Here is a 24,250-nt window from a genome sequence, read left to right as displayed (position 1 = left end):
TCAGGCCAGGATGGTCCTCAGCGGCTCCACCCGGGTGATGCTGTAGTCGAGGTTCGCCGAAGCCAGCACCGTGGCGATGACGTGCTCCGGCAGGATGTTTTCCCCGTTAGGATCCGATGCTCCGGTCCGAAGGTCAAACGTGCCCGGCGACATGCCGATGTCCCCGCTGCGGCCCAGCACGAAGTTGTGCTTCACCCCTGCCCCCATGAGCAGGCAGCTGTTGGTCAGGTGGTGGTCACGCCCACCGGAGGTGTTGATGGTCGGCGTGCGGGAGAACTCGGAGAACACCATGATGGTGGTGTGGTCCATGAAGTTGCCGCCCGCCGGATGGTTGCTTGCCCGGAGGTCGTCCACAAGCGTGGCCAGCGCGTCGAAGCCGCGGCGCTGGTTGTTGGCGTGCGTGAGCTGAGTGCCGAAGTGCGTGTCCAGGCCACCGGTCATGTTGATGGTGACGCACTGGCTGATGCCCTTCTTGAGCGCGGTGGCCACCAGCGCCGCGCGGCCCGCCTCGTTGTCGTAGGGCCCCGAGCCCGCCAGGCCGTACTTCTGCCGCAGCTCCGCGTGCTCGGGCCGCTCGAAGCGGAAGGCGTTGTCCAGCCGGTTGGAGAGCACCGAGCGCATCTGGTCCTGGCTCGTGGCGTACGCTGTTCCCACGCCGCGCGCCCCGTAGGCCGCCGCCTCGCAGGAGATGGGCTGGCCGCGCAGGTCCACCAGCTCCTTCTCGATTTCGCTGTCCAGCGTGCGGGAGCTGGGCGAGAGCGTCAGCAGCAGGTCCGCCGAGCGGCTCACCCGGAGGGCGTTGGCCTGGCCGGGGTAGCGGTCGTTGTACGTCTCGATGTTGTAGGCCACCGAGGGGATGGGCACCGCGGGCTTGAACTGCCCGACGATCTCCGTGGCGGTGGACGAGCCGCGCGCCGCGCTGCCGATGGGCTGCTTGCCGGTGAGGAAGTAGCGGTAGCCCACCTCGTGGCCCAGCGTGTTCATGTTGATGCCGCGCACCACCGTCATCAGGTCGAAGTGGTTCGACAGCCGGCCCACCGCGGGGCCGAAGTGGATGTTCGACTGGACGCCGTTCTTCTCCGGCACCAGCGGCCGGGACTCGAAGCGCGAGTCATTGATGAGGTTGTAGCCGGGGAGGATCTGCGTGCTGGTGACCCGCTCCGGGGTGAAGATGTCCGGGTCCTTGGGATCGAACGCCAGCAGCTGATCCCAGCCGCCGTTGAAGTACACGAAGATGAAGCAGCGGTCCGGGGCGGCCAGGTCCGACGCCTGGGCGAACGCGCGGAAGGGCAGGCCGCCGAAGAGGCTGGCGCCCATGAAGCCGGCGGCGGCCTTGAGCAGGTTGCGGCGGCCAGGACTGGGGGGCGTTGGGTTCTTCTTCATGGTCGAGGTCCCCGGGGGTCAGTAGGTGATGAAGCGCGAGTCCGTCATCATCGCGATACAGACCACGGCGAACGCCTGGTCCGGCTTCTTGAGGGTCAGGGCCCGGGCGGAGGCCTGGGTGAAGAGCCGCTTCCACTTGGGCAGCTCCTCGCCCGGCAGCGGCGCGCCCCAGAACCGCGTGGACAGGTAGCCGAGCAGCTGCTCCACCTGCGCGTCGTTGAGCGCCTTCATGTCCTTCATGGAGCCCGGCACGGTGCGGCTGAGCACGCGGGCACTGGGGTCCGGCTGGGCCAGCTCCGCGGAGGCCTGGTCCAGGCACACCTTGCGCGCGCCATCCTCCATGAACTTGGCGAAGACGAGGTTGGGCTCGATGTTCTCCGTGACGATGTTGGCGTAGTCCGCGCGGCCCAGCGACGGCGCCAGCGCCTCGAGCTCGTCCCAGGAACGGCCCACCGCCGTCTGGATGGACGTCTTGAGCTGGGCCACGGTGAGGCGCCGGGGCGCCCGGCCCACCGAGCCTTCTTGCGCCTCGGGATCCGGCAGGGGCATCACCCCACCGCCTCCGCCTCCGCCCCCTTCCCCATGGCCGGGGGGAATGGGCTCCAGCTGCCCCTCTTCAGGCGGCGGAAGGGGCACCTTCTCTTCGGTGTTGGAACAGGCGGGGGCCAGCGCGAGCAGCGCGAGGGCGACGTAGCGGCGCATCAGTCGATCCTCCGGTAGGCATCGGTCATCAGCAGCGTCTCGATGAGAGACTTCAGGCTGTGGTGGTTGCTGGCGAAGTTCTGGGCCAGGGACTCGAGGTACAGCGCCTGCTCCTGCGCCGTCATGGGCCGGCCCAGGAACTCGTGCCACATGCGCTTCACGGTGCAGCGCTCCATGTCGCCTGTCTGCATCATGCGCTGCACCAGCAGCGACGGGCCGCCCTCGATGTTCGGCTCCTCGGACTCGGTGCGGTACAGGTACGTCTTGAGCATGCCGAGCGAGTTGGCCCCCTCCTCGTCGAAGGCCTGCATCACGTAGGCGCCGCACTCGCCGCCGCACGAGGTGTCCCCCCTGAGGGCGCACTCCTTGCACTTCGGATCCGAGCGCGGGTAGCGCTCCGGGGAGAGGAACAGCGAGTTGCGCTCGTCGAAGCGGCCCCAGTGCGCGCCCGTGGGCTCGATGGTGGCGTGGCAGTAGTTGCACCCGGCGCGCCGGGCGAGGTTGTTGTCGCGGTGGCTGGGGTCCTCCGGCGGGGGCAGCGGGTCCTTCGACGGCACGAACGTCTTGCAGAGGAAGGCCTCGTAGAACTCGCTCACGCGCGCGCGCTGTGTGGGGAAGCGGTAGAGGAACGCCGGGGTGGTGAGCACGCCGGAGTGGAACGCGCTGCGCGTGTACTCCTGCCAGGTGTCCTGCTGGTTGTAGGCGATGGCCGGCACCGCCTCCAGGGGCGCGGGGGCCGTGACGTTGAAGACGCCCACGCCCTGGCGCTGCCGGTAGAACTCGGACAGGGTGCCGTTCACGAACGAGCGGCGCGTGGTGAGGAGGTTGTAGTAGGGCTCGTTGTTGCGAATCACCGAGTCGGCGATGAGCTCCGGCTCCGCGTTGAAGGCGTCGGTGCGGGCGTTGTAGGTGTTGGCGTACGCGTCCGCCACGCCGCAGCGGCGCATCTTCGCGCCGCAGCCGCAGCTGCGGTCCGCGGCGAAGCGGGACGTCTCGCAGGACTCCAGCGTCCACGGGTTCACGTCCCGCTCCTGCGCGTCATAGGCGCACACGGCCACCTTGCCGGCCTGCTCCGCCGCGGGGCTCACCGGGAAGAACGGCAGGGGCTTCATCAGGTAGCCCTCGCGCTGGATGCAGCCGCGCGGGGCCGCGTAGCTGCCCTTCACGCCGTTGCGCAGCGTGGGCTCCAGCGTGCAGCGGTCCAGCCGCGCCAGCGCCCGGCTGTCGGGCGGATTGGGGTGAAGGAAGGCCACCACCTTGCCCGAGCCGTCCAGCTCCTCCTGCGTCAGCGCGCCCGTGGTGTTCTTGGCCGGGTCCGGCACGCAGTAATGCGGGTGGAGCTTGCCGTCGCTCAGCCGCCGCATGTCGCAGAAATACAGCCGCTTGGCGGGCACCAGGCCCTTGGTCACCGCCACCTCGCACGAGGTGACGGACGCATCCGTGGCGTCCAGCCGCGTGCAGGCGAAGTAGTTCGTGTCGTAGTCGTAGCTCACCGGCAGCGGCACGCCCCGCTCGTCCGCGCACTTCTTGGAGGCCGGCTCCGCGTGCGGATCCTGCTGGGTGCTGTTGCACTCGGACTGCTCGATGTAGCCGTCACACGCCTGGCCGTTGACGCCCCGGAGCCCGGTGGCGGTGTTGCCGCGCATGCCGAAGGGGTTGTTCACCGCCCCGGTGCCCTGCACCCGGTAGTCCCCGTTGTCGTTGACGCTCGAGCGGATGTTCGAGCGCAGCAGCGCGCGGTGAAAGCCACGCATCCGCAGGTAGAACTCTTCCGAGTTCATCATCTGCTGGATGTCCTCGGCACCGATGGCGCCCTGGGCCTCGATGGCCTGGTACTCGTCGATGGTGGGCGGTCGGCCCAGCAGGTCCAGGGACAGCTGGCGCAGGTGCCGCTGCAGGGGAACCTGCTCCACCGGACCACAAACCGCCTCCTCGGCCGAGGCCGCAGGCGCCACCGCCATCAGCAAGGCCAGGGCCGCGAGGGCGGTGAAGCAGCGACGCGCGCGGGGCAAGGGGAACCTCCAAGGGGGTGCGTAATGACTCGCAGTGAACGGTACCCGGAATTACGAGTTTTTACTATTGCCCTGCACTTTTACGACTGTGGGAGAGCAGCCCACACCGGGGGGAGAGGTTGCAAGCCTGCATGTTTCAAGACATTCAGGGGGCATGTCGAACGTTGCTCCCGCCCCCACGTCGCGTCTCACGGACCGAACCTTCTACGTCTTCACGGGGGTGGTCTCCGTGGCGGCGCTGTCGCTGCTGGGGTACCTGCTGCTCATCCGCCGGGGCGGGGACACGAGCGTGGATCTGCGCTTCATGCCGGCGGTGAACGCGAGCCTCAACACGCTCTCGGCGAGCCTGCTGCTGGCCGGGTGGGTGGCCATCCGGCGCCAGGCGCAGCGGGTGCACCAGTACCTCATGGTGTCCGCGTTCGCCTCCTCGGCGCTCTTCCTGGTGGGGTATCTGGCGTACCACTACGTGCACGGGGACACGCGCTACGCGGGCACGGGGCCGCTGCGCACGGTGTACCTGGCGATCCTCGCCAGCCACGTGCTGCTGTCCATCCCCGTGCTGCCCATGGCGCTGATGTCCTTCTACTTCGCCTGGCGCAAGGCGTTCCTGCGGCACCGCAAGGTGACGCGGTGGCTGGCCCCCATCTGGCTGTATGTGTCGGTGACGGGCGTGGTGGTCTACTTCATGCTGCGCGGCAGCCTGCCCGCCGTGCCCTGAGGGGGCTTCAGCGCGCGTCGTGCGCCGGGCCCTCGCCGGACTCAGGGGAGCCCGTGCTCACGTCCTGAGGCAGCAGCACGGTGAAGGCCGCGCCCTGGCCCTGCTGGCTCTTCACCTCGATGGTGCCGCCGTGCAGCTCCACCAGCCGGCGCACGCTCGCCAGCCCCACCCCGGAGCCCGCGATGGTATCCGGCACGTTGCTGGCCCGGTGGAAGCGCTCGAACACGTGGGGCAGGTCCTTCTCGGGGATGCCCAGCCCGGAGTCCTCCACGCGCAGCAGCACCTGGCGCTCCGGCTGAGCGGCCCCCTCGGCCAGCGTCACGAGGATGCTGCCCCCGGCGGGGCTGTACTTCACGGCGTTGCTCAGCAGGTTGTCCAGCACCCGCTCCAGGCTCGTGGAGTCCCAGTTGCCGGTGAAGTCCCTGCCCTCCACGCTCAGGTGGAAGACATGGCGGGTGGAGGTGCTCTCCAGCTCGCGCACCTTGGTGTTCACCAGGGTCAGCAGGTCCACGGGCTCGCGGCGCAGCATCTGCTCCTGGCCCCGGGTGGCGATGAGGAAGTGGTCGATGAGCTCCCCCATGCGCATCGCCGCGTGGCTGATGCTGGTGAGCCGCGCGTCCAGCGAGGGCGTCAGGCTCGCGGCCGGCATCTTGAGGCGCAGGAACTGGGCGTTGAGGGTGATGATCTGCAGCGGGCCCTTGAGGTCATGCGTGGCCAGGGCGAACAGCTCGTCCCGGACGGCCAGGGCCTCGCGCGCGGCCCGCTCGGCGCGCTCGGCCTGAAGGCGCCGCTCCTCCAGCGCCCGCTCCAGCCGCACCGTCTCCAGCGCCGCGCGCAGGCAGTGGCGCAGGCGCTCCGGCGTGAAGGACCCCTTGACGAGGTAGTCCTGCGCCCCGGACTTCATGGCCTCCACCGCCAGGCGCTCGTTGCCCGTGCCGGTGAGCAGCACGCAGGCCGGGACCTGCCCCGTACACCGCTCCCGCAGGGCGCGCAGCAGCTCCACGCCATTCATGCCGGGCAGGTGGAAGTCCATCAGCACCACGTCGGGCACGGACGCGGTGGCGCGCTCCAGCGCCTCCTCCGCGTTGGAGAACTGCTCCACCGCCCAGCGCGTGTCGGGATCCCGCTCCAACGCGCGGCGGACCACCATCTGATCAGCGGCGCTGTCATCCACCTGGAGGACGCGGACGCTCACTGCGGCGGCTCCCTGTCGCCAGGTAAGATGGCGGCCGTGAACCAGAAGGCCTGGAGGGCCTGCGCCGCGGTCTGGAGCCGGAGGCCCCCGGGCGGCTTGTGCAGGTAGCTGTTGGCCCCGCTCGCGTACGCCCCCTCCACATCCGCCGGTTCCTCCGAGGAGGAGAAGATGATGACGGGGATGGAGCGCAGTTCGGGGTCCGCCTTGAGGTCGGCGAGCACTTCCCGGCCCCCGATGCCCGGCAGGTGCAGATCCAACAGCACGAGCGAGGGACGCAGCGCGTTCACGTGTTCGCCCCGCCGGTGGAGGAAGTCCAGCGCGCTCTCGCCGCTGTGGACGCGGATGATGGGCGGGCTCAGCGGCAGTTGCCGGGACAGCCGGAACAGGGCCTCCGCATCCGAATCACTGTCCTCCACCAACAAGAGCGGACGCGCCATCAACCAGGTCCTCGGCCAAGCGTGAAATAGAAGGTCGCGCCCTGCTTCGGTGCGGAGTCCACCCACAGGGCTCCGCCGTGCAGTTGAACCAACCGGCGCGCGATGGTCAGCCCCACCCCTGTCCCCCCGCCGTACGCCTTGGCGGCGTGCAACCGGCGGAACATCTCGAAGATGGCTTCGTGGAATGGGGGGGCGATGCCGATACCCGGGTCTTTCACGTAGAACACATAGGCAGAGGGATAACGCCCCGCGGCACCGGGCCGCGGTTCGCCGGGGCCATGAAAACCGGCTTCCACCCAACGCTCCGAGCCCTCCTGATATTTGGCCGCGTTCACCAGGAGGTTGGCCCACACCTGGGCGATGCGGACACCGTCACACCGCACGGTGGGCAAGCGGCGTGGCATGCGCACGGTGAGCTTCTCTGCCTGGAACCGGGAGGACAAGGTGGCGAGCACCTCGTCCACCACGGACTGCATGTCCACCTCGCCCCAGGCCAGGTCCACGCGGCCCGCGCGGCTGTACTCGAAGAGCCCATCCAGCATGTCCCCGGAGCGCTGCGCGAGCCATATCAGCGACTCCATGTGCCCCCGGCCCTCCGGGCCGAGCGCGCCGTGGTAGTCCTCCATCACGAAGCCCGCGTACTGCTGGATGCCCCGCAGGGGCTCCTTGAGGTCATGCGCCACGGTGTGGCCGAACGCATCCAGCTCCGCGTTGGAGCGGCTCAGGGCCTCGGAGAGGCGCTCCAGCTCCACCGCCTGGCGCAACACCACGCCGATGAGCGCGCTGCGAAAGCCCTCCGCCGCGGCCAGGTCCGCGCGCTTCCAGGCCGGGCTCGTCTCGCGGACGGTCTCCTCCCAGGCCTGGAACGAGCCCCGGGGGTGCAGCCGCGCGTGGCCCGGCTCGGGCTCGGCGGGCTTGCGCGGGTTGCCCGCCCAGGAAATGGTGCGCACCGCCTCCGGACGGAACCAGAGCGCCAGCCGCGAGGACGCCGGCGCCAGCCGCACCGCGAGCAGGCCGGCCGCCACGTCCGCGCGCGCGGCCAGGGGCGGATAGAGGGCCCCCAGCCGCTCGGTGTGGAAGGACGTCTGGAAGGGCTGCGAGGCCAACCAGGCCGCCAGCGCCTCCACCTCGTCCAGGCTGGGCGTGCGCCCCACGAGCAGCGGCTCGCCGCCCAGCAGCAGCGCGGCGCCGGTGGCCCCGGTGAGCTCCAGCACCCGGGCGCCCTCCTTCTCCAGCACCTCCTCCAGCGTCCCGCCCGCCCCCAGGGCGGTGGCGAGCGGGCCCAGGAGCGCGGCGCGGTGGGAGTTCTCGGCGGCCTCCGCCGCCCGCTCCTCGGAGGAGAGCTGCAGCGCGAGCAACTGGGTGAGCACCTCGCAGGCCCGGCGCCGCTCGTAGGAGAGGTGCAGGGGCGCCAGGTGGTGGCAGGCGATGAGCCCCCAGAGCGCCCCGTCCTTGAGCAGCGACAGCGAGAAGGAGGCCTCCACGCCCATGTTGCGCAGGTACTCCAGGTGAATCGGGGAGACGCTGCGCAGCGCCGAGCCGGAGAGATCCAACGGGCGGCCCAGCTCCGGCACCACCGAGGGCACCAGCGGCACGGGACGGGCGCGCGCGTCGGCGATCAGCCGCAGCGGGTTGCGGGTGTAGAGCGCCCGCGCCTGCACGGGGATGTCCGTGGCCGGAAAGTGCATGCCGAGAAAGCCGTCCATGCCCTCCCGTTTGCTCTCGGCCAGCACCTCGCCGTGCCAGTCCGCGTCGAAGCGGTACACCATCACCCGGTCGAAGCCCGTGAGGGCCCGCACCGTGTTGGCCGCCGTCTGGAGCAGCTCCCGCGTGCCCTTCGCGCCGGCCAGCGGAGAGACCAGCCGCCGGACCAGCTCCAGCGCCGTCTCCTCCATGTCCGGCTGCGGCTCCGCGGGCTCCAGCTCCAGGACCGTCAGCCCATCGCTCTCGTGCAGCAGCGCCCGGTAGGGCCCCGAGGGCAACGCCACCCGCAGCGCGCCCCGGGCGGCCAGCAGCTCCCACTGGGCCCACAGCTCCGCGGGCAGCACCTGGGCGGCGGGCTTGCCCAGCAGCGCCTCGGGCGGGCGCCCCAGCAGCGCCTGGGTGTTGGCGCTCACCACCTCCAGGCGCCGGTCTGGCCCCCGGAACGCGAGCAGCACCCCGTAGGCCTGAATCCCACCCAGCAGGTGGATGGGCTCGCGGTCACACTGGCTCAGCTCGAGCTCAGAGACGGACGGGCGCATTCGCCGCCTCCTGCGCGAGCCACGCCACGAACGCGTCGAAGGTGTCCTGCGCGCCCTTCACCACGCGCGCGTCGAACGATTCCGAGGCGGCCTCGTCCGAGGCCTGGGTGAGGGCCTCTCCCAGGGCCCGCCACATGGGGCCGGTCTGGTCGCCGTAAGCGCGCAGGAACGCGAAGGGGCCCACCGGCACGCCCTCGAAGTGGCGCTGGAGGTGGCGCAGGATGACCTGGCCTCCCAGCGTGGAGCCCTCCAGCACGTAGCAGCAGCCGAGCGCCTCGGGCACCCCGGGCAGCGGCGGCAACCACGTGGCCCGGGCGAGCTTCGCCAGGGACTCCGTGTCATGGCCCAGCGCCCGGAGATCCTCCGCCAGCCAGGGCACCCTGCGGCGCTCCCCGATGCGCAGGGCGGGGACGGGCCCCGCGAGCACCTCGGCGAGCCGTTCCTCCAGGGGCGCATGCAGCCCCCAGAGCGCCTCGAGGTGACGGCGGTACTCCGCTGGCGTGAGGGCCGGATCCAGGAAGCGCACCGTTCGCTCGGCCCGCTCGTGGTGAGGCCGTGTTTCCAACTTCAACCGCTGAAGAAGATTCGCAGGATTCGAAGGCAAGCGTTTCGGAGGATGCTCCCGCCCCCCCCCCAAGGAAACCGTCATCTCCTGGAAGTGTCCACCAGCTACCGTGGGAGGACAAAGGTCCTGGCCAAGCGCCAGAAGACGTCCTCACGAGGGACGTCCCCTGGGCCGGGCCGCTTCCTTACAGGCAGTAGCCCCGGGCGTCGCAGCCGAGGCGGCAGAGGTTCGGCATCTCGCGGCAGTCCGGCAGGCACAGGCCCATGCCCGTGTTGTCGTCGTAGCACACGTAGTCGCTCCGGCAGGAGCTCTGCCCCTCATCGGGGCCCGTGCACTTGGCGTGGCAGGAGCCGTTGAAGCACTCGGAGCCCGCGGGGCACGACTGGCTGGTGGAACAGTCGTACGTGCAGTAGCCCCCCAGGTAGTTCGTGTTGCACCGGCCTGCGCCCGGACAGTCCGCGCTGGAGTCACACGGGAGCCCCACGTCCGTCTCCGGATTCGGCTCCGGCGCGTCATCGCCGATGGGCGCCAGCGGCACCAGGTCGAAGTCGATCCCCGTCACCGTCTGCCCGGCCTCCAACGGAATGCCCTCGAAGGCGTCCACGTTCCGCCAGAAGCCCGAGCGGTCGGTGTCCTCGAAGAACGTGCCGTCCTCGTCATCGTCGATGGTCGCCAGGGCGTAGTACTCATGCGGCACCAGGTCGATGGCGTACTGGTAGTTCCGGGCGACCCGGACCTCCGCCACGGCCGCATCGTCCACCTGCCACTCGCCCGTGCGGTCCTGCCACGCGAAGCCGATGAACGCGTCCTTGTCCTCGCGCGCGCCCACGCGGATCCGCACCGTCACCGTGGCGTTGCCCGCCCCGGTGGCGCTCGTCACGGTGAGCGTGGCCGAGTACTCGCCATTGGCGAGCCCCGCGGCGTTCACCGTCACCGTCACCGCGTCCGAGCCGTAGGCCGGCACGGACACCGCACTGGGGGAGAGCGACACCGCGGAGGCCTGCGGCCCCGAGACCGCCACCGACGCCTGGAGCGTGCCGCCCCCCAGGTTGGAGATGACGAGCTGCTGCGAGCCACTGCCCTGGAAGGACAGCTGCGAGGCGGTGATGCCCAGCACCGGCGGATCATTCTGGCTGCCACCCTGGAGCCGCTTGAGCGCCGAGAGGGCGTTCACCAGCCCCGCGCCACAGCCCTCGTTGCACTGGCTGCTCGTGCTGGCCGTGCTCTTCAGCAGGCTCTCGGCCTGGGCGCGGGACAGGTTGGGGGACAGGCGGGCCATCAGCGCCACCACGCCCGCCACGTGCGGCGAGGCCATGCTGGTGCCCTGGTTGAAGACGTACGCCGGCTCGCCCTTCTCGTCGAAGGACGTGGACAGCACGCCGTCCGCGTAGCCGTCGCCGTTGAGGTCCTCGCGCATCTCCCCGCCACTGGCCATCACGTCCACGGCGGGGCCGAAGTTGGAGAAGCTGCTGCGCTTGCCGGCGAAGTTCGTCGAGCCCACGCAGATGACGTTCTGCTGGTTGCACGGCGTGGTGTTGCTGGCATTCACGTTCTCGTTGCCCGCGGCGATGACGAAGATGGTGTTGGGGAAGGCGTCGATGACGTCCTGGTACGCCTTCTGCGGCGGCGAGGCCCCGCCCAGGCTCAAGTTGACGACCTTTGCGGGGTTGGGGTTTGCCGGCACGCCCGTCACGGTGCCTCCCGCCGCCCAGGTCATCGCCGCGACGATGTCCGCGCTGGAGCCTCCGAGCCGTCCGAGCGCGCGCACCGGGAGGATTTTCGCGCCCCAGGACACGCCGGCCACGCCGTTCTGGTTGTTGGTGGACGCCCCGATGGTGCCGGCCACGTGCGTGCCATGCCACGAGGAGCCGCCGCCGGGCTCGTCCTCGCCCTCGTCGTTGGGATTGTTGTCGCGCCCGTTGCCGTCCCCCGCGTTGGAGGTATCGGAGATCATGTCGTAGCCGGGAAGCACCTGCCCCTGGAGATCCGGGTGGGCGCGGATGCCGGTATCGATGACGGCCACCACCACCGGGCTGCTCTCGTTCGTCTGCACGTCCCACGCGGACGGCAGGTTGAGCGAGGGGTAGTGCCACTGGAAGCCGTAGGCCTTGTCATTCGGCGCCTTGAAGGCGTGCATGCGAAGGTTCTTCTCCGCGAAGCGCACCCCGGGCAGCTTCCCCACCTGCGCCACGAGCCGGCCCGTCTCGGCCAGCGTCGTCATGTGGCCATCCAGCGGCTCGTAGGCAATCACGTGGATGAATTCACTGGCGAACCCCTTGTGCACCGCGCGGTAGCCGGGCCGCTGCACCCGCTCCAGCGCCGCCTTCTCATCCAGGCCCGCCTCTTCCAGGCGGACGAGCACCTCACCCTCCAGCGAGGGCTCCTCCTGGGGCAGCCGCGCCAGGGCCTCCTTGCCCGCGCGGGGCATGAGGATGGGCAGCTCCGGGCTCGTCAGCCCCTGGGCGGCGGCCTTGAGCTGCTGCCGCTTCTGGGCGAAGGCGCGGGAGAAGGCCTGGGCGAGCTTGCGCCCCTCCTCGCCCTGGAGCACCGCGGGACACGCGGAGGAACTCCCCGCGGAGGCCGTGGAGCCCTGGAATGGGCTGAGCTGGCCCTGAATCCGCCCCTTGTTGGGATCCTCCGGATCCCCTGAACTCTCACAAGCGGTGAGCAGCAACAACCCCAAGATGAGCAGACGGCGCATGCGCAGGTTCCCCTCCGGTTGGAAGGGCATGGACCCTAGCAGCCTTGAAGGTGCCATGTGCCGCTTCCTTGGCGCTCCTCAACCCGCGGCTGCCTGGCCCTCGTCCTCTTCGCCCTCCGAGTCCTCGCCCCCTTCCTCCGCCAGGGCATCGACTCCCTGGGGAATCCCGTCCACCCACGTCACCACGTTGCCCACCGTGGCGGGCACCCGGGGGCCTGGCGTCACCACGCCCGTGAGGTTGAGCGGATCCACCGCAGACAGTTGCACCCGCACGCCCGAGGGCGCGTGCCGGCGCACCGCCCGCGCCACGTCCACCGCCTCCGGCAGCGCGAACTGCTCGCCCACGAAGCCCGACACGAAGCGGCCCCCGCGCACCTCCCCGCGCGCCTCCATGCGCCGGTACACGAACAGCAGCTCACGCCAGCTCGGCGAGAGCGCCTCGCGTATCACCAGGTCTCTCCAGACGATGCCGTAGCGCTGGAGGAACAGGCGGGCCAGCGAGTCGGTCACCTCCTCCGCGGGCTTGGGCTCGGAGGGCACCAGCAGGCTCCAGCGCCCCGGGCCCCCGCGCTGCAGCAGCTTCTGGCGCCGGCGCTGGGCCGGGCTCTGCAACACGCGCAGGTTCTGCACCGCGTCGGCCGTGACGAGCCCGCGCGCCACGAGCTCCCACAATGCGTCTTCGACTTCGGCCGGCAGGCGGCGCGCGCGGGACACCAGGTCGTTGAAGAAGCACGCCCCGCGCTGCTCCAGCACCGCCACCACGTCACGCGCCGCGGCGGACAGGTCCGCGGGCAGCCACACCCCGCCGTCCGACAGCACCGCATGGGGACGCGCGGCGGCCAGCATCCAGTCCAGGTTCTCCCGGCGGGCGAAGGTGAGGCTCGCGTTGCGCGTGGGCTGCGGGGCGCGCGTCCGGGGGGCCTCGGGCTCCGGCGGGGGCACCGGGGCGCCCCGGCGAGGCCCGGGCGGGGGCTTGGCGTCCTTCACCGTGAGCCGACCCCACGCCACCCCGCCCTCGTAGCAGACGCGCTCCAGCAGGTCCGGCGTATAGCCCTTCATGCGCGCGGGCAGCAGGAAACGCTCCCAGGAGGAGGCCGGGGCCTCGTAGCCCTGAAGCAAACCAATGGCCTTGAGCAGGCCGGTAGAGCCGCGCAGCGCGTCCAGTTCCTCCAGGTGGTGCCACCGGAAGAGGAAGCGCATGAAGTCCTGCGCGCTCAGCGGCTCGATTTCCTTGCGCAGCCGCCCCACCGTGAGGCGGTGGATGCGCTGGAGCAGGCGCCGGTCGCACCACTCGAGCGGCGGCGGCGCGTCCGGCGAGCGCGGGGTGAGCAGCGGCCGGTACTGCCCGCGCAGCACGTTGCCCGAGCTCTCCAGCTGGTGCAGGGCCATGTTCACGTCGGACTCGCTCAGGAGCACGAGCTGGGCCAGCTCCCCCGCCGTGGTGGGCCCCAGCATCTCCATGTAGCCGCGCACCACCTGGAGCGTGGCGGCCTCGCGCTCCATGGGCCGGTCATGCTCCAGCACGGGCAGCGGCGGCTGCGGCGCCGCGTCCGGGAAGAGGGCCCGGATGGCACTGCCCCGCTCGGCGGCTACCAGGAAGCGCCCACCCGGGCGCTCCAGCCACGCCACGCGGCCCTGCTGGAAGAGCGGCACCTCCAGCCCCCGGGGCACCTCGGCGGCGCGCAGCAGCACGAGCTGGAGCAGCGCATCGTGCAGCTCGTCCGCGTCCCGCATGGGCGGCGCCGCGTCCTCCACCACCTGGGCGATGGCGTCCGCGTCCAGCGAGCCGAAGGACGCGGCGTCCTCGGCCGGCATCGACCGGCGCAGCGCCACGTTGCGCACCCGCCGCTCCTCCGCCGGCGCGTCGTCCAGGAAGGTGTAGGGCATGCTGTGGATCATCTGGTGCGCGAAGACGCTGGGCTCCGGCACGTCCCGCGCCTCCAGGCGGATGCGCCCGTCCTTCATGCGGCGCAGCACCTCGCGCAGGCCGTTGATGTCCATGGCCTCGTGCAGGCAGTCGCCCATCGTCTGGTTCACCAGCGGATGGTCCGGCAGCTCGATGTCCCCGCCGCCATGGTTGTCCTGGCAGCCCACCTGCGCGGGGAAGACGGAGGCCAGCAGGTCCTCGCTCCGGGCGCGCTGGAGGTTGGGCGCCACGCGCTTGCCGCCCATGAAGCGGTTGAGCGCCAGCGAGCGCGTGGCGTTCCACCGGAAGCGGGTGCCGAAGATGGGCGCCTGGAGGATGGCCTGGGTCAGCACCTCCTCGGCGCGGTCCGGGTGGACGAAGTCGAAGATGTCCGCCAGGGGGAACGAGTGCTGGTCTCCCAGGGACAGGAGGATGCCGTCCTCGGTGGCCGCCGCCTGCAGCTCGAAGTCGAACGAGCGGCAGAAGCTCTTGCGCAGCGCCATGCCCCAGGCCCGGTTGATGCGGCTGCCGAAGGGCGCGTGGATGATGAGCTGCATGCCGCCCGCCTCATCGAAGAAGCGCTCGGCCACCACGGTGGTGTGGCTGGGCACCACGCCCAGCATCTTCTGCCCCAGCCGCAGGTAGCCCAGGAGCGCGTCCACCGCTGGGGCGGACATGCGCAGCTCCTTCTGGAGGAAGGAGGCCGGGTTCTCGTGCCGCAGCAGCTCCTCGCGCAGCCGGCCCACTTGGAGCGACAGCTCGTCGGTGCGTCCCGGGGCCTCGCCGCGCCAGAAGGGCACGTTGGGCGGGGCGCCCTTCGCGTCCTCCACCTGCACCGTGCTGCCGATGACGCGCTGGATGCGCCACGCCGTGGAGCCCAGCAGGAAGATGTCCCCGGGGGAGGACTCCACCGCGAAGTCCTCGTCGAGCTGGCCCACCACCTTGCCCTCGGGCTCGGCGGTGACGGAGAAGGTGAAGGTGTCCGGGATGGCGCCGCCGTTGGTCAGCGCGGTGATGCGCACCCCGCGCCGGGCCTTCAGCCGGTGGTTCACCCGGTCCCGGTGCAGGTGCACCCCGCTGCGGCCCCGGCGCAGCGCCACGCCCTCGGAGAGCATCTCCAGCACCGCCTGGTACTCCTCCCAGGTCAGCTCCCGGTACGGATGGGCCCGCTGGAAGATGGAGAACAGGGCGCGCTCGTCCCACTCCTCGCACGCGCACGCGGCGACGATCTGCTGCGCCAGCACGTCCAGCGGCTTCTCCGGCATGCGCACCGCGTCCAGGTCGCCCTCGCGCACGGCGTTGAGCAACGCGGCGCACTCCATCAGCTCGTCGCGCGTCATCGCGAAGAGGATGCCCTTGGAGATGCCGCCCTTGTAGTGGCCCGCGCGGCCCACGCGCTGGAGCAGCACGGAGATGGCGCGCGTGCTGCCCAGTTGCACCACCATGTCCACGTTGCCCACGTCGATGCCCAGCTCCAGCGACGCGGTGGCCACCATCGCCGAGAGCTGGCCCGACTTCAGCCGCTCCTCCGCCGCGAGGCGGATCTCCCGGGACATGCTACCGTGGTGCGCGGCCACCTTGTCGTGGCCCAGCCGCTCCCCCAGGTCATGCGCCACGCGCTCGGCCAGCCGCCGCGTGTTCACGAAGATGAGCGTGGTGCGGTGCGTGGTGGTGAGCTGCACCAGCCGGTCATAAATCTGGCCCCACATCTCGTGGGTGGCGATCGAGCCCAGCTCCTCGTCCGGAATCTCGACCGTCAGCTCCCACGGCCGCTGGTGCCCCACCTCCACGCGCCGGCACTCCTCCAGCGTGGCGCCGGTGAGGAAGCGGGCGATCTGGTCCAGCGGCTTCTGCGTGGCCGACAGGCCGATGAGCTGCGGGCGCACCAGGGTGAGCGCCTTGAGCCGCTCCATGGAGAGCGCGAAGTGGCTGCCGCGCTTGTCCCGCGCCAGCGCGTGGATTTCATCCACGATGACGGTGTGCACCGAGCGCAGCGTGCTCCGGGCCCGGTCCGCGGTGAGGTAGAGGTAGATGGACTCCGGCGTGGTGATGAGGATGTGCGGGGGGCGGCGCAGCATCCGCGCCCGCTCGGAGGCGGAGGTGTCGCCCGTGCGCACCTGCACGCGCAGCTCCTGGGGCCGGTAGCCCTCCGCGCGCGCCCGCGCCAGCAGTTCCTCCAGTGGCTGGAGGAGGTTCTTCTGCACGTCGTTGCCCAGCGCCTTGAGCGGCGACACGTACAGCACCTGGGTGGCGTCCAGGAGCGTGCCCTCCAGCGCCTGGCGGAAGAGCATGTCCAGCGCGGCCAGGAAGGCGGTGAGCGTCTTGCCGCTGCCAGTGGGCGCGGCGATGAGGACGTCCGAGCCGCCCTGGATGAGGGGCCAGCCCTCCACCTGGGGCCGCGAGGGCTCTCCCAGCCGCTCGGTGAACCAGCGCTGCACGACGGGGTGGAACGGCTCCAACGCGGGGTGGGCCGCCGGGGCAGCCAGGAAGTCGATGGAGATTTGCGGGGCCATGGCGCTCACGCATGAGCCTGAACACAGGTGCAGGCGCCCGTCAACGCACGGCCTGTGTCCCCGGAAGGGTCAGCCTGGAGCGCTTGGCCTACCTCGTCCTACCGGCCGCCCGGCGCCCCGCATCCTTATATAGCGGCGTGAGGTCCGGAGGCGGGCCGGCGGGCGCCCAGCGCCCAGGCGAGCCGGAAGGTGGCCGAGGAATCCTCGAAGGCGATGGGCTCCACGCGGATGTCCAAGGCGCCGGCGCCCCGGAGCGTCTCCGTCAGGAAGCCCGCGCTGAAGAAGGGGTTGTCGGCGGCCACGTCCTTCAGCCACAGCGTGGCGGAGCGGTCCTTCAGCTCCTCCACGCGCGCCTCGTTGAAGTTGTTGCCGGCGCGAAAGTTGTGAGAGATCCGCTCCAGGGTGCCCCGAGGGCCCATGTGGGAGATGAGCGACATGCTCGCGCGGCCCACCGCCGTCTGCCGGTAGCCCTGCACGAGGTGCTCGCCCAGCGCGAAGTGCGCCGCCTCGCAGGAGTTGGTGGGGAACACCGCCGAGGCCGCCGCCCGCAGGAACGTCTTCCACTGCTCCAGCAGGTAGGCCGGCCGCAAGGGCTCGGACAAGTCCAACCCCGCCTCCCGCAGCCGCAGCCGCTCCTCTCGCATGATGCGGGGCCCCAGAGACCGGACAAAAAGGGCTTCCACGGACTGAGCGAAGACAAGCTTCTCGTTCGGCATGCCCGCCACCTTGGCAGGCCCAGGCAATCCGGCGCGAGTCGCCCCCCTCCCCATTCGTTGGCTGGTGGAAGATTGCAGCCCCCAAGGCATCGTGGAAGAAACACTGTCCTCCATGAGCACCCGCCCGCCCTGCCGCCCGCTGCCCGCCGATGGCCGCTTCCTCCAGTCCATCGGCCCCACCCCGCTGGTGCCGGTCCGGCTGCGCGAGGAGGACCCCGTGGTGTGGTGCAAGCTGGAGTTCCTCAACCCCAGCGGCTCCACGAAGGACCGCATCGCCCGGTACATGCTGGAGAAGGCGTGGCGGCTGGGCGAGCTGTGCCCCGGCGGCGAGGTGGTGGAGGCCTCCAGCGGCTCGACGAGCATCGCGCTGGCGCTGGCCGCGGCACAGATGGGGGTGAAGTTCACCGCGGTGATGCCCGAGGGCGTCACCGGCGAGCGCGTGCTCACCATCCGCGCCTATGGCGGGGACGTGGTGCTCGTCCCCCGCGGTGAGGGCATCCGGGGCGCCATCGCGCGGGCGGAGGAGCTGGCGCGCGAGCGGGGCGCCTTCGCGCCGCGCCAGTTCGAGAACCCGGACAACGCCGAGGCCCACCGCGTGTGGACGGGCCAGGAAATTCTCACCCAGATTCCGGGCGGGCTGGTGCACGGCGTGGTGAGCGGCGTGGGCACGGGCGGCACGGTGGTGGGCCTGTACCAGGCGTTCGCGGAGGCCGGCTGTCCCGTGGTGCCCTTCGTGGCCCGGCCCATCTCCGGCCTGGGCACCGACATCGAGTGTTGCAGCTTCAGCTCGCGGGTGCCCGGCGTGGTGGACGGGCTGTCGCGGCTCTACCGCGACGCGGACCTGCCAGGGCTGGTGGAGCTGAACGTCTCGGACGAGGCGGCCATGAACACGGCCCGGGCCCTCATCCGGCGGGGCTTTCCGGTGGGGCCCTCCTCGGGGCTCAACTACGTGGCGGCGGTGGAGGCGGCCCGGCGGCTGGGCACCGGCGCCCAGGTGGTGACGGTGTTCCCGGACCGCATGGAGCGCTACTTCTCCACGGAGCTGCTCCAGAGCCGCGGCCCCGCGTAGCGCGCGCTCACACGAGCATCTTCAGCCGCGTCTCCTGCTCGGGCTCGGGCTCCGCGGGAGACGCCGCCTTCTGCCGGCCCGCGGAGCGCAGCAGGCGCAGGATGGCGGGGCCCAGCACGTCCAGCTCGGTGGAGACGTACAGCTCGGTGCCGAAGCGGTGGATGGTGTCCGTCTGCTGCTTCAGGATGCGCGAGTCCTGCGAGAAGATGTGCATCGCCACGGGGGTGAGGAACGGCTTCACCAGCCAGTGGGGAATGGGCAGCCGGAACGTCACCACCGCGTAGATGAGCGTGTCCCAGTCGGACACCGGCGTCATCGCGGAGCTGACCATCAGGTGGCTCTCCGCCCCGATGCGGTACTCCACCTGGGCGATGGACGGCATCAGGAACCGGTCGAAGTGCTGCACCACCCCGCCGCCCGGGGCCAGCACCCGGCCCACGAGCCCCTGGGGGCGCGGCTCGCCGATGTACTCGGCCTCCACCCGGTCCGCGCCCCGGCGCACCACCACCTCGATTTCGTTGCGCTTCTTCGCGGTGCGGAACAGTCCCCCGTGCAGGAACGCGGTGTGCGGCACATCCAGCGTGTTCTCCAGCGAGGCGTGCAGCGAGCCCGGGGCGCGCACCACGCGGCGCACGGTGCTGTAGCCGGGCGCCTCCAGCAGCGGGAAGCGGTAGGGCTCCGAGGTGGGCTCCACGCCGGGCGTCGAGTACACCCAGACGAACCCGTCCTGCTCGCGCGTGGCATAGGAGGCCGCGCAGCGGGCCTTGGCGCGCGTCTCCCCGCTCAGCCCGGGAATGGCGCGGCACTCCCCGGCCGCGTCGAAGCGCCACCCGTGGTAGCCGCACTGGAGCTGGCCCTCGACGACCCGCCCCAGCGACAGCGGGATGTTGCGGTGGGGGCACCGGTCCAGAAGCGCGGCGGGCCGCCCTCCCTCCCCTCGAAAGAGCACGAGCGGCGTGCCCTGCAGGGTGCGCATGAGCGGCTTGCCGCCCAGCTCCCCCGAGGCGCAGAGAATGAACCAGCAGTCCGGCAGCCGGACCACGGAGATGTTGCCGGCCGGCGCGCCTGGCGCCCGTGCCTCGTCACGAGGACTCATGCCCTGCAATCTATCGATGCGCGCGCCGGGTGCAGCCTTCGAAATAATTCCGATTAAACCTTGATTTCAGGCCTTCTTTGTTTCAAATAGGAAGGAAATATCTTCCCTCGCTGGAAATAAGCCCCTGGAGGACCCCATGGCGCGCCCCCTGCCCTTGCTCATCACGCTCTGCCTCGCCGCCTGCGGAGGACAGGAAGGGCTGCTGGAGCCGGAGGCGCAGGACGCCCTGGGCACGCACACGGCGGAGGCCGTGGCGGTGGGCGGAGGGCTCAAGACGCTGGCGGCCACCCACGGCATCACCTTTGGCGGGGTGGCCAAGCGCTCGGCGATCGACACCGACGCGCCCTTCCGCGGCACGTTGACGCGCGAGTTCAACCTGGTCACCCCCGAGAACGAGCTGAAGATGAAGTTCATCCAGCCCAACCGGAGGGACGAGTTCCTCTGGGGGGATGCCGACACGCTGGTGAACTACGCGCAGAACAACGGCCTGGCCCTGCATGGCCACACGCTCGTCTGGTACAAGGTCCCCACCTGGGTGGACAGCACCGCCCTGAGCGAGCGCGAGGCGGTGATGAAGACCTTCATCACCACCGTGGCCACCCGCTACAAGGGCAAGGTCTGGGCGTGGGACGTGGTCAACGAGGCCTTCAACGACGATGGCTCGTACCGCAACTCCGTCTGGTACCAGGCCATGGGCACGGGCTTCGTGGACAAGGCCTTCTGGACGGCGCGCACCGCGGACCCGGGCGCCAAGCTCGTCTACAACGACTACGGCATCGAGACGATCAACGCCAAGTCCGACGCCGTGTACGCGATGATCAAAGGCCTGCTGGCCAAGGGCGTGCCCTTCGATGGCCTCGCCTTCCAGATGCACATCAAGCAGAAGGGCATCAACTACCAGAGCTTCGCGGACAACATGCGGCGCTTCGCGGCGCTGGGCATCCAGCTCTACGTGAGCGAGATGGACGTCGCCACCGACAGCCACCCGGCCACCGCCGCGGACCTGACGGCGCAGGCGGACGTGTACTGGAACATCCTCGACCGGGTGCTCCAGCAGCCCGCCGTGAAGGCCTTCCAGCTCTGGGGCGTCACCGACAAGTACACGTGGCTGCCCAACAATGATCCGCTCATCTTCGATGCGTCCTACAACGAGAAGCCCGCCTACGCGGCGCTGGAGCACCGGCTGCAGACGGGCGGCTTCTCCGGTCGCTACACCCTGGTGAACAAGCGCACCGGCAAGGCGCTGCACGTGGCGGGCAGCGCGCAGACCAACGCGGCGGCCCTGGTGCAGTACGACGTGAACGAGACCTGGGCCGCCCAGCAGTGGAGCTTCAACTACGTGGGGGGCCGCTCCTACCAGGTGCTCAACCAGCACAGCGGGCTGGCGATGAAGGTGAAGGATGGCTCCACCCTGGAAGGGGCCGTCCTGGAGCAGTACACCCCGGACCTCTCCCTGGACAGCGAGCAGTGGGAGCTCATCTACGCGGGCAACGGCTACCACGCCCTGCGCAACAAGCGCAGCCAGCGCCTGCTGGTGGCCTTCCCCGGGGAGAACAACACCCCCGTGCAGCAGTACAGCCCCTACGTGCCCACGGCGGAGTTCACCGACAGCCAGCTGTGGACCCTGCGCCGCGTGCCGTGAGCCGCGAGGCCCTTCAGCGGGCGCTCAGCACCTGCGCCAGCGCCTGATGGATCTGCGCCAGCGCGTAGGGCTTGGGCAGCACCACCACCCCGTCGAGCCGGGGCCCTCCGTCCTCGAGCGCCGCGTGCCCGTGCCCGGAGGCGATGATGATCCGCAGCCCGGCCCGCCGCCGCACCGCCTCGCGCGCCAGGTCCACGCCGGACATGCCCGGCAGCGTCGCGTCCGTGAACAGCACGTCGAAGGCGTCCGCCACCAGCGCGCCCCGGGCCTCCTCGGCGCTCTCCACCGCCAGCACCTCGTGGCCCAGGAAGCACAGCAGCTCGCTCGCCGAGGCGCGGATGTCCGCATCGTCCTCCACCAGGAGCACGCGCAGCCGCTGGGGCGTCTCCTGCGGGTGCGCCTGCCCGGGCCGGGACGGCGCCCGGGCCTCGCGCGAGGCCAGGCTCTCGCGCCGCCGCGACCGGGCGTTGAGCAGGCCGCGCACCTTGCGCGCCAGGTCCTCCCGCCGGTAGGGCTTGCTCAGCAGGTGGACGCCCGGATCCAACCGGCCCCCGTGAACGATGGCGTTCTCCGAGTAGCCCGAGGTGAAGAGCACCTCCAGGTCCGGCAGCAGGGCCTTGGCCTCCCGCGCCATGTCCGGGCTGCGCAAGGGCCCGGGCATCACCACGTCGGTGAGCAGCAGGTCTACCGGGAGGCCGCTCTGGACGATGGCCAGCGCGCTCTGGGCATCCACGGCCTTGAGGATGCGGTAGCCCAGCTCGCTCAACATCTCCACCACCGTGGCCCGCACCTCGGCGTCGTCCTCCACCACCAGCACTGTCTCGGTGCCCCCCTCGACGGGGCCCTTCTCGGGCTCGGCGAGCGGCGCCTCGGCCTGGAGCGCGCGGGGCAGGTAGACCTTCACGGTCGTGCCATGCCCCAGCTCGCTGTAGATCTTCACGTGGCCGCCGCTCTGCTTGACGAAGCCGTACACCATGCTCAGGCCCAGGCCCGTGCCACGGCCCTCGGACTTGGTGGTGAAGAAGGGCTCGAAGGCGCGCGCCAGCACCTCGGGCGGCATGCCACTGCCCGTGTCGGACACGGCCAGCATCACATACGGGCCCGGGACGGCCTCCGGGTGGCGCTGGGCATACGGCTCATCGAGCACGGCGTTGTGGACCTCGATCGTCAACCGCCCATGGCCCGTCATGGCATCCCGGGCGTTGATGGCCAGGTTGAGGATGACGTTCTCGAGCTGGTTGGGGTCCGCGAACGTGTTCCACAGGCCGCCCGTCACGACGGTCTCCACCTCGACATCCTCGCCCAGCGCGCGGCGCAGCAGGTCATCCATGCCGCGCACCAGCCGGCCCAGGTTCAGCACCAGGGGCTGCAGCGGCTGCCGCCGGGAGAAGGCGAGGAGCTGGGAGGCAAGCTTGGCGCCCCGCTCGACGGCGCCCAGGGCCGTCTGAACCCGGCGCAGGCCCCGCTCGTGGGCGGTCATCTCGCGCTCCAGGAGCTGGAGGTTGCCGCCGATGACTTGCAGCAGGTTGTTGAAGTCGTGCGCCACGCCCCCCGTGAGGTTGCCGACCGCCTCCATCTTCTGGGCCTGCCGCAGCTGCTCCTCGATGTGCCGCTGCGCGGTGATGTCGCGCGCGACGGCATAGATGGAAGCGTCCTCGGGCACGGGCACCGCCATCCAGGACAGCAGCCGGTAGGAGCCGTCCTTGTGGCGGAAGGAGTTCTCGAAGGCCATGGACCGGTGGTTCCCGGCCAGGCGCGCCACCTCGGCGCGCGTCCTCGCCTGGTCCCTGGGGTGTTCGAGCCACGTGGTGGTCTTCCCCATCAGCTCCTCCGGGGCCCACCCGAGCACCGTGCTCCAGGCGGGGTTCGCGCTGAGGATCCGGCCCTCGAAGTCCGTCACCATCTGCAAGTCCTGGGAGACGTTCCAGATGCGGTCCCGCTCGCGCGTGCGCTGGGCCACGCGCTGCTCGAGCGTCTCGTTGGCGCGCCGCAGGTCCGCCATCACCTTCACGCGCTCGCTGGCCGCCCAGATGCGGTCCGCGACGTTGTGCACGAACTGGATGTCCTCCTGCTGCCAGGAGCGCACCTCCCGGCTGTGCAGGTACAGCACGGCGGCCAGCTGCCCCTGTTCGAGCAGCGGCACGGTGAGCAGCGCCCGGACGCCATACTCGCGCAAGGCGGCCGCCTGCCCGGCGGTCCTCGGATCCGCCTCCACGTCCGGGATGATGACGGGCTCGCCCCGCTGGAGGTTCTCCAGGGACGGCCCGAGGTCCGCGAACCGGTAGGTGCCCGCCAGCCCCGAGGCCTCGGGCCCGGACACCCAGTCCCGTTCGATCACCAGCTGCCCCTGGGACGGGATGATCCGGCCGTACCCCGCGCGCAGGAGGCCGAAGTGGCGCCCGGCCACCTCCATGGCCACCGCGGCGATGTCCGCGGTGCTGTCCAGTGCCCGGAGCCGCTCGCCCAGCTCGGCGAGGGCCAACTGGCGAAGCTCCGCCCGCTTCCGCTCGTCGATGTTGAGCAGAATCCCCGGGAAGCGCAGCGGCTTGCCCTGCGCGTCATGCTCGCAGTGGCCGTTGGCCTCCAGCCAGAGGTAGGCCCCATGGGATTGCCGGGCCCGGAACTCGACGCGCAGCGGCCGGCCTTTCTCCACCGTCTGGGAGACGAGCGCCTCCACGCGGGGAAAATCCTCGGGATGGATGGAGGCCGACAGGGCCTGGACCGTCACCTCCTGGGAGGCCAGCACGGGCGTGAGCCCGAAGGACTTCGCGAAGAGGGCATCGACGGTGATGCGCACGGCGGGAATGTCCCAGACCCAGGTGCCGAGCACGGCGCCCGCGTTGAGCGCGAGCTGAACCCGCTCGTTGGCCGCGCGCAGGGCATCCTCGGCCTGCCGGCGCTCGGTCACGTCCTGGACGATGCCCACGAGCCGCACGGGCCGGCCCTCGGCGTCCCGGACGAGCTCCGCCCGCCGGGAGATCCACCGCAGCTCGCCCGTCTGGGCATGGCGGATCCGGTACTCGGCCTGGGAAGGCACCGTGCCCTCGGCCCGCGTGCGCGTGCTGGAGGCAATCGCCGCATCCTCGGGAACGACGAGGGCTTCGATCTGCCGCGGGGGCATCGTCTCCACCACGTCCACCCCGAAGATGCGGCAGAACTCCGGGGTCGTGGACATCACGTCGGTCCGGATGTCCACCGCGAAGGCGCCAATGCCCCCCGCCTGCTGGGCGAGGCGAAGCTGCTCATCCCGCTCCTGGAGGTGCGCCTCGGCCTGACGCTGGGCGGCGCTGTCCTGCTGCGGGGGGGAGGAGGCTGGAGTCATCATGGGACACGAGGCCGCGTGTCCCATGAT

15 protein-coding genes are annotated in these 24,250 nt (G+C 70.7%); 3 read left to right on the top strand and 12 right to left on the bottom strand.

What is annotated here, in order from left to right; translation table 11 throughout:
* Genes KY661_RS03100 through KY661_RS03090 form a run of 3 tightly spaced genes read right to left on the bottom strand, consistent with a single transcriptional unit; the run spans position 1 to position 4,097 of the window.
* Positions 1-1,383, bottom strand: coding sequence for a DUF1501 domain-containing protein (locus tag KY661_RS03100; protein ID WP_225408760.1), 1,383 nt, complete (start codon positions 1,381-1,383; stop codon positions 1-3).
* An 18-nt stretch (positions 1,384-1,401) separates the two neighbouring features.
* A complete protein-coding gene (locus KY661_RS03095; protein ID WP_225408759.1) occupies positions 1,402-2,085 on the bottom strand; it encodes a hypothetical protein in 684 nt (227 codons plus the stop codon).
* On the bottom strand, positions 2,085-4,097 hold the full coding sequence (locus tag KY661_RS03090; RefSeq protein ID WP_317987206.1) for a DUF1585 domain-containing protein: 2,013 nt from the start codon (positions 4,095-4,097) through the stop codon (positions 2,085-2,087). Before KY661_RS03090 ends, KY661_RS03095 begins: the two co-directional genes overlap by 1 nt.
* A 154-nt stretch (positions 4,098-4,251) precedes the next feature.
* On the opposite strand from KY661_RS03090, the gene KY661_RS03085 reads away from it, so the two are divergent.
* The gene (locus tag KY661_RS03085) at positions 4,252-4,815 is read left to right on the top strand and encodes a DUF420 domain-containing protein (RefSeq protein WP_225408758.1); all 564 of its coding nucleotides are present in this window, start codon (positions 4,252-4,254) and stop codon (positions 4,813-4,815) included.
* A 7-nt stretch (positions 4,816-4,822) separates the two neighbouring features.
* On the opposite strand, the gene KY661_RS03080 is transcribed toward KY661_RS03085, so the two are convergent.
* From KY661_RS03080 to KY661_RS03050, 7 genes are all read right to left on the bottom strand, one after another.
* Complete coding sequence (locus KY661_RS03080) at positions 4,823-6,010, bottom strand: ATP-binding response regulator (RefSeq protein ID WP_225408757.1); 1,188 nt, start codon at positions 6,008-6,010, stop codon at positions 4,823-4,825.
* The gene (locus KY661_RS03075) at positions 6,007-6,447 is read right to left on the bottom strand and encodes a response regulator (RefSeq protein WP_225408756.1); all 441 of its coding nucleotides are present in this window, start codon (positions 6,445-6,447) and stop codon (positions 6,007-6,009) included. Before KY661_RS03075 ends, KY661_RS03080 begins: the two co-directional genes overlap by 4 nt.
* Complete coding sequence (locus tag KY661_RS03070; protein ID WP_225408755.1) at positions 6,447-8,690, bottom strand: ATP-binding protein; 2,244 nt, start codon at positions 8,688-8,690, stop codon at positions 6,447-6,449. The genes KY661_RS03075 and KY661_RS03070 overlap by 1 nt, the downstream gene beginning before the upstream one ends.
* Positions 8,671-9,339, bottom strand: coding sequence for a biliverdin-producing heme oxygenase (locus KY661_RS03065; protein WP_225408754.1), 669 nt, complete (start codon positions 9,337-9,339; stop codon positions 8,671-8,673). The genes KY661_RS03070 and KY661_RS03065 overlap by 20 nt, the downstream gene beginning before the upstream one ends.
* 100 nt (positions 9,340-9,439) lie before the next feature.
* Entirely contained in the window at positions 9,440-11,956 is a 2,517-nt protein-coding gene (locus tag KY661_RS03060; protein ID WP_225408753.1) for a S8 family serine peptidase, read from the bottom strand.
* A gap of 78 nt (positions 11,957-12,034) precedes the next feature.
* Positions 12,035-16,375, bottom strand: coding sequence for a DEAD/DEAH box helicase (locus KY661_RS03055; protein ID WP_225408752.1), 4,341 nt, complete (start codon positions 16,373-16,375; stop codon positions 12,035-12,037).
* A gap of 125 nt (positions 16,376-16,500) precedes the next feature.
* Positions 16,501-17,091, bottom strand: coding sequence for a DUF2378 family protein (locus tag KY661_RS03050; RefSeq protein WP_225408751.1), 591 nt, complete (start codon positions 17,089-17,091; stop codon positions 16,501-16,503).
* A gap of 112 nt (positions 17,092-17,203) precedes the next feature.
* On the opposite strand from KY661_RS03050, the gene KY661_RS03045 reads away from it, so the two are divergent.
* Positions 17,204-18,160: a PLP-dependent cysteine synthase family protein gene (locus KY661_RS03045; protein ID WP_225408750.1), complete on the top strand. Its 957-nt coding sequence runs from the start codon at positions 17,204-17,206 to the stop codon at positions 18,158-18,160.
* A gap of 7 nt (positions 18,161-18,167) precedes the next feature.
* Here the strand turns inward: KY661_RS03045 and KY661_RS03040 are convergent, their stop codons facing one another.
* Complete coding sequence (locus KY661_RS03040; RefSeq protein WP_225408749.1) at positions 18,168-19,256, bottom strand: aromatic ring-hydroxylating dioxygenase subunit alpha; 1,089 nt, start codon at positions 19,254-19,256, stop codon at positions 18,168-18,170.
* 136 nt (positions 19,257-19,392) lie between these two features.
* On the opposite strand from KY661_RS03040, the gene KY661_RS03035 reads away from it, so the two are divergent.
* The gene (locus tag KY661_RS03035) at positions 19,393-20,898 is read left to right on the top strand and encodes an endo-1,4-beta-xylanase (RefSeq protein ID WP_225408748.1); all 1,506 of its coding nucleotides are present in this window, start codon (positions 19,393-19,395) and stop codon (positions 20,896-20,898) included.
* A gap of 13 nt (positions 20,899-20,911) precedes the next feature.
* Here KY661_RS03035 and KY661_RS03030 read toward each other — a convergent pair whose 3' ends face one another.
* Positions 20,912-24,223 carry a hybrid sensor histidine kinase/response regulator gene (locus tag KY661_RS03030; protein ID WP_225408747.1) on the bottom strand — a complete coding sequence of 1,104 codons (3,312 nt, stop codon included), beginning with the start codon at positions 24,221-24,223 and terminating at the stop codon, positions 20,912-20,914.
* Positions 24,224-24,250 lie beyond the last annotated feature (27 nt).

This window comes from Allostigmatella hybrida, from assembly GCF_020103775.1.
Classification (GTDB): Bacteria; Myxococcota; Myxococcia; order Myxococcales; family Myxococcaceae; genus Hyalangium; species Hyalangium aurantiaca.
This window is presented reverse-complemented; position numbering and strand designations above follow the sequence as displayed.

What these genes read in the sequence shown, in the direction of transcription:
- KY661_RS03100 (WP_225408760.1), bottom strand. Translation starts at nt 1,383, where the DNA reads ATGAAGAAGAACCCAACGCCCCCCAGTCCTGGCCGCCGCAACCTGCTC.
- KY661_RS03095 (WP_225408759.1), bottom strand. Translation starts at nt 2,085, where the DNA reads ATGCGCCGCTACGTCGCCCTCGCGCTGCTCGCGCTGGCCCCCGCCTGT.
- KY661_RS03085 (WP_225408758.1), top strand. Translation starts at nt 4,252, where the DNA reads ATGTCGAACGTTGCTCCCGCCCCCACGTCGCGTCTCACGGACCGAACC.
- KY661_RS03075 (WP_225408756.1), bottom strand. Translation starts at nt 6,447, where the DNA reads ATGGCGCGTCCGCTCTTGTTGGTGGAGGACAGTGATTCGGATGCGGAG.
- KY661_RS03070 (WP_225408755.1), bottom strand. Translation starts at nt 8,690, where the DNA reads ATGCGCCCGTCCGTCTCTGAGCTCGAGCTGAGCCAGTGTGACCGCGAG.
- KY661_RS03065 (WP_225408754.1), bottom strand. Translation starts at nt 9,339, where the DNA reads ATGACGGTTTCCTTGGGGGGGGGGCGGGAGCATCCTCCGAAACGCTTG.
- KY661_RS03060 (WP_225408753.1), bottom strand. Translation starts at nt 11,956, where the DNA reads ATGCGCCGTCTGCTCATCTTGGGGTTGTTGCTGCTCACCGCTTGTGAG.
- KY661_RS03055 (WP_225408752.1), bottom strand. Translation starts at nt 16,375, where the DNA reads ATGGCCCCGCAAATCTCCATCGACTTCCTGGCTGCCCCGGCGGCCCAC.
- KY661_RS03050 (WP_225408751.1), bottom strand. Translation starts at nt 17,091, where the DNA reads ATGCCGAACGAGAAGCTTGTCTTCGCTCAGTCCGTGGAAGCCCTTTTT.
- KY661_RS03045 (WP_225408750.1), top strand. Translation starts at nt 17,204, where the DNA reads ATGAGCACCCGCCCGCCCTGCCGCCCGCTGCCCGCCGATGGCCGCTTC.
- KY661_RS03040 (WP_225408749.1), bottom strand. Translation starts at nt 19,256, where the DNA reads ATGAGTCCTCGTGACGAGGCACGGGCGCCAGGCGCGCCGGCCGGCAAC.
- KY661_RS03035 (WP_225408748.1), top strand. Translation starts at nt 19,393, where the DNA reads ATGGCGCGCCCCCTGCCCTTGCTCATCACGCTCTGCCTCGCCGCCTGC.
- KY661_RS03030 (WP_225408747.1), bottom strand. Translation starts at nt 24,223, where the DNA reads ATGATGACTCCAGCCTCCTCCCCCCCGCAGCAGGACAGCGCCGCCCAG.